This window comes from Chitinophaga niastensis, from assembly GCF_003014755.1.
Classification (GTDB): Bacteria; Bacteroidota; Bacteroidia; order Chitinophagales; family Chitinophagaceae; genus Chitinophaga; species Chitinophaga niastensis.
On record NZ_PYAW01000007.1, the window covers coordinates 290377 to 303697 of the forward strand.

Genomic DNA, 13321 nt, shown 5'->3' on the forward strand with positions numbered 1-13321 from the left:
GATAATAGATTTAATCAAATATTTTTAATGGCAGCAATAAATGTATCTGCTATGTTTTTCACAAAGTAACTTTGCTGATTTTTCATGCGTTCCGGATGCCATTGCACCAGGCATAGAAAAGCAGCATCTGACGGGTGTTTTCGCTCAATTGCCTCTGCAATACCATCTGGTGAAAGCACACTTACAATAAGCCCTCTGCCAATTTTGTCTGCGCTCTGGTGGTGATTGCTGTTCACTGTACCCGCGTCCGTTTTTAGTATCCCATGTAACCAGGAATCGTGATTTACTGACACTTCATGATATTTATCTGTTCCATCCTGCAACTTACCGTGATCAAATTTTCCCCAGGAAGGAATATCAGGAATGAGTGTGCCGCCAAAAAAAACATTGGCGATCTGTAATCCTCTGCAGATACCCAATAGCGGGATGCCTTGTTTTTCAGTATGAGATAATATGGATAATTCAAATTCATCCCGCACTTCACTTATATCATCCGGGTAACAATAATCCAGGTACTCCGGTTTATTATAAAAACGCGGATGTACATCTTCCCCCCCTGTCAGTATAATGCCCTGGCATTGTTTCATCTTTTCCAATCCGTTTTCCGCATAGCTCAGCTTTATCACTTCCATATCCGGCGCATGAGACGCTGCCCAGTCGTGGTATATCTTGTATTTACTGCAATCCGTAACGCCTATGGTTTTTTTTTCTGCCACTTTATACAATTTTCTTTACTAAATCTCTGCCTACAAAGCGCTCAGGTATAACTGTCTGAAGTCTTCCCTGCTCACCGGTTTAGGATTATTCGGATGTGCAAAATCCGCGATAGCCAGATCTGCCAGTGTTTCAATATGATCCTGCTGCACCCCTATATCTCTCAGTTTTGTAGGTATATTGATACGTGTATTCAGATCAAATAAATATTGTACTACTGCTTCGCCACTTTCGTCTTTAAGATCCAGTGCACGGGCAATCCGTTTGAATTTATCTTCAAATCCCGCTATGTTGAATGCCATTCCGTAAGGAAGATTTATTGCATTGGCCAGTCCATGATGGGTATCCAACAGGGACGAAAGCGGATGCGCCAGTGAATGAACCACTCCCAGTCCTTTCTGAAAAGCAATGGCGCCCATCATAGAAGCCTGCAACATACTGCTCCTGGATTCGGCATCCGGCCGCAGCGTTGCATTTTCCAGGGAGTTTTTGATCAGGGTAATACCTTCCAGTGCAATACCTTCGCAGATAGGATGCGGGTTCTTTGCAATAAAAGCTTCCATGTTATGTGTCAGCGCATCCATGCCTGTAGCAGCTGTAATATGTGGAGGTAAATCCATTGTCAGTGCCGGATCAGCAAAAACAATTTTAGCCATCAGTTTAGGAGAGAAGAGAATTTTTTTCTGATGCGTTTCATCATCAGCAATAATGGCACTCCGTCCTACTTCACTACCTGTACCGGACGTAGTAGGCACCGCTATAAAATGCGGTACATCGTTGGTTACAAATATATCTCCGCCAATAAGATCATCATACTTAAACAGATCTTCCCGGTGGTAGATGCGTAATACAATAGCGCGCGCTACATCTATAGCAGCGCCTCCCCCTATTCCGATAATACAGTCCCTGTGGGTATTATCCCATACATCCGTGCCTTTATAAACATCAGATTTTACCGGGTTTTTATGGATATCAGAGAAGACTTCCACACTGATATTTTTACGCTGTAATGCTGCTGTAATATCTTTAAAAAAAGGCAATCCTGCTACGGTTGGATCAGTAACGATCAACGGATGCTGAAGACCATGCTGTTTTAGATAATCAGGCAATTCCTTTATTGCTCCTATGCCAAACCGGATGATAGTAGGAAAATTATACTGGTATACTTTCTCTGGCAACATATACTTGTACTGTTTAGTGTGATGAGTGTGTTATGTAAAAGTGAATGATGTTATATGATCTCTAAATATCTTTTCAATTCCCAATCCGTTACTACTTTGGCATATTGGCGCCATTCCCATTCCCTGCTAAGACTGAAGTGTTCTACAAACTCCTCTCCCAGTATTTCTTTGGCAATAGCAGAATGTTTCATTAGCTGTGTGGCTTCTCCCAGGTTATGTGGTAATACGCCATGTGTATAATCACGATAGCCATTACCCTGTGTAGCCGGCTGCTCCAGTTTTAACTGATGTTTTATGCCATATAATCCTGATGCCAGACAAGCAGCCATAGCAAGGTAAGGATTGGTATCTGATCCTGGTACACGTGTTTCCAGTCTGGCAGATTTTTCACCTCCGGATAATACCCTTAATGCAACGGTCCGGTTATCCACCGACCAGGTGAGTGTAGTAGGCGCCCACGCCCCTTCTACTAACCTTTTATAACTATTGACAGTGGGTGCATACATCGGTAAAATATGTGGCAAACAGTGCAGTTGTCCTGCTACATACTGCTTCATTATCTCACTCATATGCTGCGGGTCCTGCTGATCGTAGAAAAGATTTTTTTTACCTGTGCTATCCCACAAGCTCTGGTGTACATGGCCTCCGCATCCGGGCAAAGATTCATTCCACTTTGCCATAAACGTAGCTATAATACCATGTTTATAAGCAATTTCTTTCACCGCTGTTTTAAACAGTACAGCTCTGTCGGCAGCTGTTAAGATATCCGTATGCACTATGGCCGCCTCATACACGCCGGGGCCCGTTTCAGTATGCAGCCCTTCCAGTGGTACATCAAAGTTCTTCAATAATTCAAACAGGTCGCTTATAAAATCATTTTTCAGGGTAGTACGTAAAATTGAATAACCAAACATGCCGGGAGTAAGCGAGGTAAGGTGCTTAAACTCTTTTGCATGCAGACTTTCAGGTGTTTCTGAAAAATTGAACCATTCAAATTCCTGCGCAAAGCTGGGCGTATAACCCTGTGCCATACTATCCTGCAATACCTTGCGCAGCAGCTGCCGTGGACAAACACGCAAAGGATCTCCTTTTCCATCAATAAATTCCCCCAGGAAAAAAGGAACGTCCTTTTCCCACGGAATTTTCCTGAAAGTATTGACATCCGGCTTTACAGCGGCATCCGGATAACCGGTATGCCAACCGGTATACTTTACATTATCATAGGCGGCATCATTCATATCCCATCCAAATACCACATCACAGAAACCAAAACCTCCTGCCAGCACGCTCAGGAATTTATCCGTTGCGATGTATTTCCCCCGCAGTACGCCATCTATATCCGCAACGGCTACTTTTACTTTGCCGGAAGGATGTTGCTCAATGTATTTCAGTATTTCCTGCTTTGTCATATAATGTTTTAGCATTAAAAATTTTGAATAAGCAATACGAAAGGATCAATATACCGATGTAGATAAGACTCAGTTTAACGTTATATACAAACATCGCCATCAATGATATGGTAGCGATGATGAGTACCACTACCGGGAATAACGGATAAACAGGAACACGGAAAGGACGGTGCAGGTCCGGTTGTTTTTTTCGCAGGGTGATCAGCGACACCATGGAAATAATATAGAGCGTCAGTGCACCCAGCACAGAGATCGTAATAATTTCAGCTGTTCTTCCGGAAAGTAGTGCCAGTAAGCCTATCACCATATTTCCCAGCAGGGCATTCACCGGTGTGTGGAACCGGGAAGAAATATGCCCGAAGAACGACGGCATATTCCGGGTGCGTCCCATTTCATAAGTAGACCGGCCCGCAGCAAGAATCAGCCCGTGAAAGGAAGCAATCAGCCCGAATAAACCGACCGTAATCAGCAAATGATACATCAGGGTATCACTACCTGTGATCTTTGCCAGGGCAAGTGGTAATGGAGAATCAGAGGGTTCTCCGCTGATACCGTTCCTGTAAACAATCGTTTCCCAGCCACCAACGCCTACTGAAAAAACGAACACCAGTATACATAGTATGATCAGTGTAAAAATAGCGGACCCAAAACCTTTAATGATGTTACGTTGCGGGTTCTGCGACTCTTCGGCCACATTTGCTAATCCTTCAATACCCAGAAAAAACCATATGGCAAAAGGGATGGCGCCCAAAACACCCGACCATCCATGAGGGAAAGCGTTATGACTTAAATTTGCTGCCTGAAAATGCGGCGCTGTGATACCAGTAAATAATAAAAGCTCCCCTACCGCCAATACGGTTACTACAATTTCAAAGGTAGCAGCAATCTTTACGCCCAAAATATTGATCGCCGTAAAAATGAAGTAGACCGTCACCGCGCTGGCCAATATCGGGATCTGAGGAGAAAATGCATTAAAATAAGCGCCGATGGCAAAGGCTATGGCCGGTGGGGCAAAAATAAATTCTACGGTTTGTGCGATCCCCGCTACAAAGGCCACCTCCTTCCCCAGCGCCTTTTCAGCATAATCAAATACGCCACCTGCTTTAGGAATAGCACAGGCCAGTTCTGCATAGCTGAAAGAAAACAACAGGTACATCACCATTATTATCACTGTAGCTATTGCCATTCCCAGTGTACCTCCCTTTTCCAGCCCCAGGTTCCAGCCAAAATACATTCCGGAGATAACGTATCCAACACCCAGTCCCCATAACGCAAACGGCGTAAGCACCTTTTTTAAACCTGTATTACTCATAAAGAAATAAGACTAATTAATAAAGAGATAAGTGCACGTCGATGTGTCGGCCGGATAGTAATATAAGAAAATTAATTTATAGAATAAGGTAGATGATCAATTTATTCCGCTCTCAAACTTTTCACAGGATTAGCGGTAGCAGCAATGATTGACTGAACACTTACCGCCATAAAAGCCGTGACGATGGCAATTAGTCCGGCCAATATAAAAACGCCCGGTCCTATTGTAATGCGGTAGGCAAAATCCTGCAACCACTTGTTCATGGCCAGCCATGCAAATGGTGCTGCTATCACAAAAGAGAGCAGCACCATTTTTAAAAAATCTCCCGCCAGTAGCATAATAATCTGTCTGACAGATGCTCCCAATATTTTTCTTACACCGATTTCTTTTATCCGCTGGCGGGTTGACAAATGGGCGAGTCCGAATAGTCCCAAAGTGCATATCACTACCGAGAGCATGGTGGCCACATAGATAACCTGTTGCCATTGCTCTTCCCGTAGATACGCTTTTGCATTACGCTCATCCAGGAAAACATATTGATAAGCTGTTTGAGGCAGCATTTTTGTGTAAATATTTTGCAACGCAGCCATGGCTTCTTTTTGCTTCGCTTTTTCAAACTTTACCAGAACTGCACCTCCATACCAATCGCTCATAAACATGACCATGGGCTGAATAGGTTCCCGTAAGGAGCCAACATGAAAATCTTTTGCAACCCCTACAATCGTTTTAAGCGCTTTATCGAAATACTCATCTGTCTTTACCTGCGCTCCTATTGGATTTTCAAGGCCCGCCGCTTTTACAAAGGCTTCATTTACGATCACTGCGCTGTTCTTATCTGTTGGAAATGCTGCCGAAAAATTACGACCCGCTTTCAATGGTATTTCCATCTCAGGCAAATAATTCTCATCAATGACTTTATGTACTGCCGGAATAGTCCTGTCTTTTAGTTTTACATCTGAGCTGCCAACACGATCGCCACCAAAAGACACCATTTTAACAGCCGGTTCCCTGCTTAGTTCATTTCTAAAATAATCGCGAACAGGCTTCACTTCCCTGTCACCACCTATGAACGTCAGTATTACCCCATTGGGATTATAGCCCAGATCTTTCGTGTGCATAAAATCCATTTGTCTATAGTAGACAAGTGTGGCAACCAGCATGAAAACTGCCAGTGAAAACTGCACCACCACCAGACTGCGTCCAAATGAACTTCGGCCGGATAATTTTGGGGTATTGTAAAGCACTGCGCCAGGCTTGAAATTGGATAAAACCTTTGCCGGGTATAAACCGGTCAGTAAGGTGATTGTTGTCAGGATAATTACCAAATATACTAACAGGGTGACATCGATGCTTTCGTGTAACAAAATGTGCTTGCCTGTCAACCTGTTGAAAACAGGTAAAGAAACATATGCTATAACCACCGCCATCAGGAAGGCTATCATACACAGTAACGCAGACTCTCCTAAAAACTGACTAATAATCTGAAACCGGCTGCTGCCTATTAGTTTCCTTACCCCTACTTCTTTTGCTCTATTCAGAGAAGCGGCTAAACTAATATTAACAAAATTGATACCTGCCATCAATAAAATAAAAACAGCAATCCCTATAAACATATAGGCATATAGCGGGCTGCTCCCATTTGTTATACCTGATTCTGTATTGCCCACACTTTTACCAAGCGGCTCCAGATGTATATCAGTCATGGGTTGCAAGTCATACTGTACGCCTGGTTCAAACCCATAACGTTTTATATTTTCAGCAAGTTGTTCTTTCGCGTGTAAAGCAAATATAGCCGCCATTTTTTGCGTAACAGCTTTCACATTGGCATCCCGACGAAGTGTAATATAGGTACCAAGATATGCATCCAGCCAGTTGTTATCGGTAAACGAAAGTTGCAGGAATGTAAATGGAAGCAGGACATCAAACCTGATAGATGAATGCTCCGGCGGGTCTTTTACCACACCTGTTATCACCATTGGCTTACCTAAACGTTTCGCAGAAGGATCGGCTTCCAGTTGAAGCAACTTGCCTACTACGTCAATACTATTAAAATATCGCATAGCGGTACTTTCCGTAATAACAGCCGAACCAATATCCGTTAAAACGGTTTGTGGATTTCCACGGAGTAACTGAAATGAGAACGTATTGAAAAAGCTATCATCCACAAATAAGAGCTGTAGCCGCAATGCTTTATCGTTAGCCACTACATCTCCGGAAATATCTCCTCCTAAAATTCTCGTATAATTCACTATTTCAGGGATACCCGCTTTGAAGGCTGGTCCCTGTACCTGTCCTGTACCACCCTCCTTATGCATCTTATCTCCTTTATGCTCCATCAGCGTGGTAGTGATGCGATAAAGATGAGGGTTCTGTTGATGAAAAGTATCAAAACTCCTTTCATCTTTCCAATAAAGAACAGCCAGCAGCATACAACTTATTCCAATTGCCAGACCAATAACATTAATGGATGAATAAAGTTTGTTTTGCAACAGATGCCGGAAAGTGATTTTTATATTAGAGATCAGCATATCGTGAATGTAACTTTAAAAAGTCACCATAATATATATAAAAAACAGTTAATTTGCACCTCTTTTATAAGATAACCCATATTATCCCTATGTTCAAGAAATTATTGTTTGTCTGCCTGAGCGTATTCCTTTTCCAGGGTGCACAATCGCAGGCACCTGCAGCTGAATCCCCTACCGTAGTGCGTAGTACGCCTTTTGATGAGCCGGAACGTGGTGCCAACCGTTTGTTACTGATGAAAAATGGCAATACCCTTTTCTTTAGTTTCACACCCAAAAAAGGGATCGATGTTACTGTTTTTGATCAGCAACATCAGTCAAAACCGGTAATGAAAAACCGCATTACCTCCTGGAAAAACAAACAAATGTCCAAAGCGCAGCTGGAAGGTTTGTATGAAATAAATGGACAAGCTGTTGTATTCCTGCAGCAATACGTAAAGAAAAAGCCCTGCTTGTTCCGTTTTATATTTGATGCAGCAAACGGTAAACTGATAGAAGAAAAACTAATTGCCGACCTGCCAAGAATCGGTATGGGGCAAGGTTATGCCATTGCTTTCGGCGGGATGAAAATGCCGGAGTTTGATTTGAGAAAGGACCCTAACTCTGAATACTACGCCGTAGCCATGCTGAACTCCAAAGCACATGAATCCGGCGAACGTATCAAGGTGATTCATTTTAATCCGCAGCACCAGGTTATCAACGAATCTTTCTTTGATACTCCCAAGGGCGACTATAAATATATCAACCTGGCCGACATGTATGTGCAGGGCGATAAATTTGTTTTCCTTTCCACCTTTGCCTACAATACCCGCAGTTCCGGCGGCAAGGATTCCCGTTTTGTGATTGGCAGCTTAGCAAAAGGCGACAACCAATTTAAGAGTGTGCTGCTGGATTACACGGAGGATTTTAAGCTAAGAGATGTGGCGTTAAAATACAGTAATCTCAATAACTCCGTTTATCTGCTGACCACTATCACTGCAAAAACATCTCCGGAGGAACCGATTATGAGCAGGAGCAAAACAGATAAATTTTCTCTGCTGATGAATGAAATCAATCCGGAAAATTTAACAGTGAAACAGCACTACTTTATAGATCATCCAATGCTGGACAAGTATGCCCAAAAACATCTTAAATACAAGAAAAAATACCAGGGTGTTATCCAGGATTTTAATTTGAATGCAGATGGTACCATCAATTTATTGTTGGAAGAAATGGATATCATTGCACATACTTACACTAATACCAACACCAATGGAAGGGGCGGTATAACTATGGGTACTTCACACACTACCTATACCACCCGTTTGGGTGAAATGGGGATTGTACAGCTGGCTGCCAACGGGAAAGAAATAAACAGCTATGCTATTGCCAAATCACAGGAAGCTTCGGTAATACTGGATATTTTTGATCTGAACAGACGTAATCAGTCGAGCTGGAACTTCCGTGGCAAACGCAGCAAGACTAATTTATCCGGTTTTTACTCTTATGATTTTTTCAATACCAATAATAAGGATTACATCATTTACAATGATTATCCTGAAAACAAGGAAAGTAATACTGAAAATTACAGAAGAAAAAAGAACGTAAAAACAGTCAGTAAAACCAATACCATTTGCGCTATTGTTGATGGGCAACAAATCACCAAAACATATCTTTTTGGTGACCCCGGTGATAAAACGGAATCCCGTTTCAGCCAGATGGAAATGATCACAAAAAATGCTGACGGAAAATCATTTTCAACGATGATGATTGAGAGAAAGGGACGTCATAAAAAAGCATATATCGTTTGGGTGTCTCTTTAACAACCCGCTTTATATTACTATCAAACGAGGGTGTCTTCTATGTTGAAGGCACCCTCTTTAGTTGATCTCAATTTATAGGCCGGCAAAGAACTGTCTTATATCTTTCGCTATTTCATCTGGCACTTCCCATTCAGGAAAATGACCACCGCGTTCCATTACCGTCCAGCGTTGAACATTATAGTAACGTTCCGCCCATTCGCGGGGTGCAGGAACCGTCACGCCATCCCGCAAGGGCATCATAATCGCGGTCGGAACTGCTACACGGCCTGTCATACCGGGATCTCTGGCCGCTTCGCGGTATAACCTTATGGAGGCAGCACCGGCACCGGTAAACCAGTGGAGTGAAATGTTGTCAAGTAAGGCATCCCTCCCGAAGTGCGCATCCACATCACCTTCACAGTCGCCCCAGCGTTGGAATTTTTCGATGATCCAACTCGCCAGTGCGATAGGTGAGTCTGCGAGTGCGGGGGCCAATGTTTCCGGACGGAGAGATTGCAGGCGGGCATAGGCAATTTCCTGCGTGGCCCACTGCTGCACTTCCTTTTGATAAGCAATTTCTGCGGGGCTTAGGTTGTCAGGCATCGGCGTGGCGAAGGGCGTAATACCGGATCGGTGAAGGCCGATAAGGTGTTCAGGGTATTTGAGCCCGATTTGTTGCTGGACCAAAGCGCCCTGGTCGGAGCCTCTGGCGGCAAACCGGTGATATCCCAGGCCCTCCACCATCAACCTTTTGAGGAGGTCAGCAATCCGTGAGAAGCTCATGCCGGGTTGGCTGGGGAATCGGGTGAAGGGGTAGCCCGGCATGGAGGCTACGATAACATCGAAGCACGGCGTTCCGTCGGTGCCCTGCGCTGTAAGAAGCGGAATGATCTTCAACATCTGCACAAAAGTACTGGGCCATCCCTGCATCAATAACAGGGGAATAGCGTTGGGACCCTGACCGGCGGCACGGATGAAATGGATTTGAGTATCCTCTATGTCCGCAGTAAAGTGCCCGAAACGGTTAAGCATGGCTTCCCTGTCTCTCCAGTTATATTTTGACAGCCAGTATCCCGCCAGATCCCGCAGGTATTCGCCGTCGGTGCCATCGGCCCAATCTGAGCCGGCGACCGGCGCCGGCCATCGACTCTGTTTAAGCCGGTGATAAAGATCCTCCATATCCTCATCGGGAATATGAATACGCATTGGCCGGATCGATATTTTATTGTCCATGAGCTATGCTTGAAATTTGACATAAAAGGGTCGTCAATTCCGCGATCCTGTTGGAAAGTGAAAAGGTTATTGCTCAGTCAGGATATTGAGCAGGGTAATGACTTTTTTGATGGCAGCCTTGTCTTCGGTGCTGTAGTTTTTGCTGAGCATGTCGGCCAGCCATTGCTCTCGCTCTTTCCTGCTATCGCTTATTTTTATTCTTCCGCTCTTCGTCAGGGTCACCTGGGTTTTTCGTTTGTCGGAGGGGGACGACTTCCTGGCGATGAATTTTAAATCTTCAAGCCGGTTGAGCACCTGCGACATATATTGCGAGGATATATTCAACTGGGCGCATAGTTCCGAAGGGAGCAGGTGTGCTTTGAGCGTCAGTTGATAAAGTACATTCTGTTCAGCGACAGACATTTGTTCCGTGTTACTGATCTCTTTGTGCAACCGTTTATATAGTCTGGTGATCAGGTCGCGGAGATCATGGGCTACAATTTTATCAGTTTTAGAGATCATAATAAATTATCAAATTTAACTTTGTTAAATTAGCTTTGTAAAGCTAAGTGAATAAATTATATTTTAGCATTTATTTATCCATAGAAGTCCTACTGTCCGGAACCGGACACCTTTTGTACTAAAACTGAACAGTTAGCATAATAACTATGCTATTAAATAATTGATTATTAGCTTGTAAAAATCAGGCATTTTCTTAGTGGTATAGATTGCCGGATTCTTGTGCCCTTTTGAAAAATTGAATTTAAAATACTGCTATGCTCAAAAGCTATTTTCAAATCGCCTGGCGTAATCTCTCTAAGAATAAAATTTATTCCTTAATAAATATTGGGGGTCTTGCAGTGGGTATGGCGGTAGCTATATTGATCGGCCTGTGGATATATGATGAACTGTCGTTTAATAAAAGTTATCAAAACTACGACAGAATTGCCCGGGTAATGCAAAACCAGTTCATTAACGGTGAAACAGATACCTGGTCGGGAGAAGCCTGGCCATTGGGGGCTGAGCTGCGTAATAGTTATGGCAGCAACTTTAAATATGTTATCATGTCCTCCTGGACCGATGACCATATCTTATCTTTTGGTGAGAAGCATATCGCTAAAACCGGCAATTACATGGAACCGGAAGCGCCGGAAATGCTGACATTAAATATGCTGAAAGGCTCCCGGAACGGTTTACAGGATCCCGCATCCATCTTACTTTCCGCATCTGTAGCTAACACATTGTTTGGGAAGGATACTGATCCGATTGATAAAATCGTTCAGATTGATCACCGGCTGAATGTAAAGGTAACCGGCGTGTATAAAGATCTTCCCTATAACTCCTCCTTTGCTGATCTTACTTTTATTGCACCATTTGAATTAATGGTAAAAAGCGATAACCTGAAAGAAAGACTCGATAACCCCTGGGGAGCCAGTTGGTTCCAGACATTAGTACAGGTAGCTAACCATGTAGATATCGGCCAGGCTTCGGCAAAAATAAAGGACGCCAAAATGAATAAAGTCCGGAATAGCAGCAGTGCCAGGTTTAAGCCTGTCATTTTTCTTCATCCTATGAGCAGGTGGCATCTGTATGCAAAGTTTAAAAATGGTATGGAAGCAGGAGGCCGTATACAGTATGTATGGCTGTATGGCATTATTGGTATTTTTGTGCTGCTGCTGGCCTGCATTAATTTTATGAACCTAAGTACTGCCCGCTCAGAGAAACGGGCAAAAGAGGTAGGTATCCGTAAAGCTGTTGGCTCGCTACGCGGACAGTTGGTTGCACAGTTCTTTTGTGAATCCCTGTTGATCGCCTTTGTTGCTTTTCTGCTTTCATTGCTTTTAGTGCAGGTGAGTCTTCCTTTCTTCAATGAGGTAGCCGATAAAAGAATGTCTGTTTTATGGACGAGGCCATTGTTCTGGTTGGTGGGAATAGGATTTAGCCTGTTCACGGGGTTAATTGCCGGCAGCTACCCGGCGTTATATTTATCTTCTTTTAAACCTGTCAAAGTATTGAAAGGTACTTTCCGTGTGGGCAGGTTAGCTGCGGTTCCGCGCAAGGTGCTGGTGGTTATACAGTTTACCGTTTCCGTGATATTGATGGTAGGAACACTGGTAGTATATCAACAAATACAATATGCTAAAAACCGTCCTGTTGGCTACAGCAGGAATGGGTTGATAACGATACCACTGCGAACAAACGAAATCAATAAACATTATGAGGCTGTCCGTGATGATTTGTTCAAAAGCGGGGCGGTGAGCGAAGTCGCAGCATCAGAAAACCCGGTTACTGCAACATACATCACTAACAGCGGATTGGTATGGAAAGGCAAAGACCCCAGCCTGCAGGAAGAATTTGTATCGCTTGGCATTACGTCTGAATTTGGGAAAACAGTGGGCTGGCAAATCAAGGAAGGGCGCGACTTCTCAGCAGCATTCCCTTCTGATTCCATGGGTTTTATTATTAACGAAGCAGCTGTAAAGTTTATGGGTCTGAAAGATCCGGTAGGTGAAATGATTAAATGGGGCAAAAATGGGAGTTACAAAATCATTGGTGTAGTTAAAGACCTCGTAACCCGGTCTCCTTATGAGCCTACTAAACAAACTTTTTTTTATCTCGGAGGGTTAAGTCCGTTAAGTAATCTCAATCTTAAAATTAACCCGCATGCCAGCGCCAGCGAAGCCCTGGGAAAAATCAGTGCTGTTTTAAAGAAATACGATCCGGCCACTCCATTTGAATTCAAATTTGCAGATGAAGAATACGCCAAAAAATTTGATGCTGAAGAACGTATTGGCCGGCTGGCCGGTTGTTTTGCAGGCCTGGCTATATTTATCAGTTGTCTCGGATTGTTTGGTATGGCTACTTTTATGGCAGCACAACGTATCAAAGAAATTGGTATACGCAAAGTACTAGGTGCATCTACGTTTAATCTTTGGCGTTTACTCACCAGAGATTTTATACTGCTGGTGATGACTGCCCTGATCATAGCCACACCACTGGCCTATTATCTGATGCAGCGCTGGCTGCAAAATTACCTGTACCGGGTCGAAATCGCCTGGTGGATATTTGCGATAGCAGGCATCAGCGCTGTTATAATTACTTTATTAACGGTGAGCTATCAGTCTATAAGAGCAGCGTTGACGAACCCGGTAAAGAGTTTAAGTACAGAATGATTCTAAAGAAATAC

Annotated in this window: 9 protein-coding genes; 2 read left to right on the plus strand and 7 right to left on the minus strand. The window is 43.5% G+C overall.

Going from position 1 to position 13321, the window contains the following annotated elements; all coding sequences use genetic code 11:
* Positions 1-14 precede the first annotated feature (14 nt).
* From CLV51_RS25295 to CLV51_RS25315, 5 genes are all read right to left on the minus strand, one after another.
* Positions 15-716, minus strand: a complete 702-nt coding sequence (locus tag CLV51_RS25295) for a gamma-glutamyl-gamma-aminobutyrate hydrolase family protein (protein ID WP_106530926.1) — start codon at positions 714-716, stop codon at positions 15-17.
* A gap of 30 nt (positions 717-746) precedes the next feature.
* Positions 747-1895 (minus strand): iron-containing alcohol dehydrogenase, encoded by a 1149-nt coding sequence (locus tag CLV51_RS25300; protein ID WP_106530886.1) that lies wholly within the window; start codon positions 1893-1895, stop codon positions 747-749.
* A 50-nt stretch (positions 1896-1945) separates the two neighbouring features.
* Positions 1946-3304, minus strand: a complete 1359-nt coding sequence (locus tag CLV51_RS25305) for a glutamine synthetase family protein (RefSeq protein ID WP_106530887.1) — start codon at positions 3302-3304, stop codon at positions 1946-1948.
* Positions 3273-4616 carry an ethanolamine permease gene (gene eat / locus CLV51_RS25310; protein WP_106530888.1) on the minus strand — a complete coding sequence of 448 codons (1344 nt, stop codon included), beginning with the start codon at positions 4614-4616 and terminating at the stop codon, positions 3273-3275. Before eat ends, CLV51_RS25305 begins: the two co-directional genes overlap by 32 nt.
* Before the next feature lie 101 nt (positions 4617-4717).
* Positions 4718-7144 (minus strand): ABC transporter permease, encoded by a 2427-nt coding sequence (locus CLV51_RS25315; RefSeq protein WP_106530889.1) that lies wholly within the window; start codon positions 7142-7144, stop codon positions 4718-4720.
* Between the two features lie 89 nt (positions 7145-7233).
* Here CLV51_RS25315 and CLV51_RS25320 point away from each other — a divergent pair, with 89 nt between their 5' ends.
* Positions 7234-8943 carry a hypothetical protein gene (locus tag CLV51_RS25320; RefSeq protein WP_146151381.1) on the plus strand — a complete coding sequence of 570 codons (1710 nt, stop codon included), beginning with the start codon at positions 7234-7236 and terminating at the stop codon, positions 8941-8943.
* Positions 8944-9015: 72 nt separating this feature from the next.
* Here the strand turns inward: CLV51_RS25320 and CLV51_RS29875 are convergent, their stop codons facing one another.
* Positions 9016-10155 carry an alpha/beta fold hydrolase gene (locus CLV51_RS29875; RefSeq protein ID WP_106530891.1) on the minus strand — a complete coding sequence of 380 codons (1140 nt, stop codon included), beginning with the start codon at positions 10153-10155 and terminating at the stop codon, positions 9016-9018.
* A gap of 66 nt (positions 10156-10221) precedes the next feature.
* Positions 10222-10656 carry a MarR family winged helix-turn-helix transcriptional regulator gene (locus tag CLV51_RS25330; protein ID WP_106530892.1) on the minus strand — a complete coding sequence of 145 codons (435 nt, stop codon included), beginning with the start codon at positions 10654-10656 and terminating at the stop codon, positions 10222-10224.
* 254 nt (positions 10657-10910) lie between these two features.
* Here CLV51_RS25330 and CLV51_RS25335 point away from each other — a divergent pair, with 254 nt between their 5' ends.
* Complete coding sequence (locus tag CLV51_RS25335) at positions 10911-13307, plus strand: ABC transporter permease (RefSeq protein ID WP_106530893.1); 2397 nt, start codon at positions 10911-10913, stop codon at positions 13305-13307.
* Positions 13308-13321 lie beyond the last annotated feature (14 nt).

What these genes read in the sequence shown, in the direction of transcription:
- eat (WP_106530888.1), bottom strand. Translation starts at nt 4,616, where the DNA reads ATGAGTAATACAGGTTTAAAAAAGGTGCTTACGCCGTTTGCGTTATGG.
- CLV51_RS25320 (WP_146151381.1), top strand. Translation starts at nt 7,234, where the DNA reads ATGTTCAAGAAATTATTGTTTGTCTGCCTGAGCGTATTCCTTTTCCAG.
- CLV51_RS25335 (WP_106530893.1), top strand. Translation starts at nt 10,911, where the DNA reads ATGCTCAAAAGCTATTTTCAAATCGCCTGGCGTAATCTCTCTAAGAAT.
- CLV51_RS25300 (WP_106530886.1), bottom strand. Translation starts at nt 1,895, where the DNA reads ATGTTGCCAGAGAAAGTATACCAGTATAATTTTCCTACTATCATCCGG.
- CLV51_RS25305 (WP_106530887.1), bottom strand. Translation starts at nt 3,304, where the DNA reads ATGACAAAGCAGGAAATACTGAAATACATTGAGCAACATCCTTCCGGC.
- CLV51_RS25330 (WP_106530892.1), bottom strand. Translation starts at nt 10,656, where the DNA reads ATGATCTCTAAAACTGATAAAATTGTAGCCCATGATCTCCGCGACCTG.
- CLV51_RS29875 (WP_106530891.1), bottom strand. Translation starts at nt 10,155, where the DNA reads ATGGACAATAAAATATCGATCCGGCCAATGCGTATTCATATTCCCGAT.
- CLV51_RS25315 (WP_106530889.1), bottom strand. Translation starts at nt 7,144, where the DNA reads ATGCTGATCTCTAATATAAAAATCACTTTCCGGCATCTGTTGCAAAAC.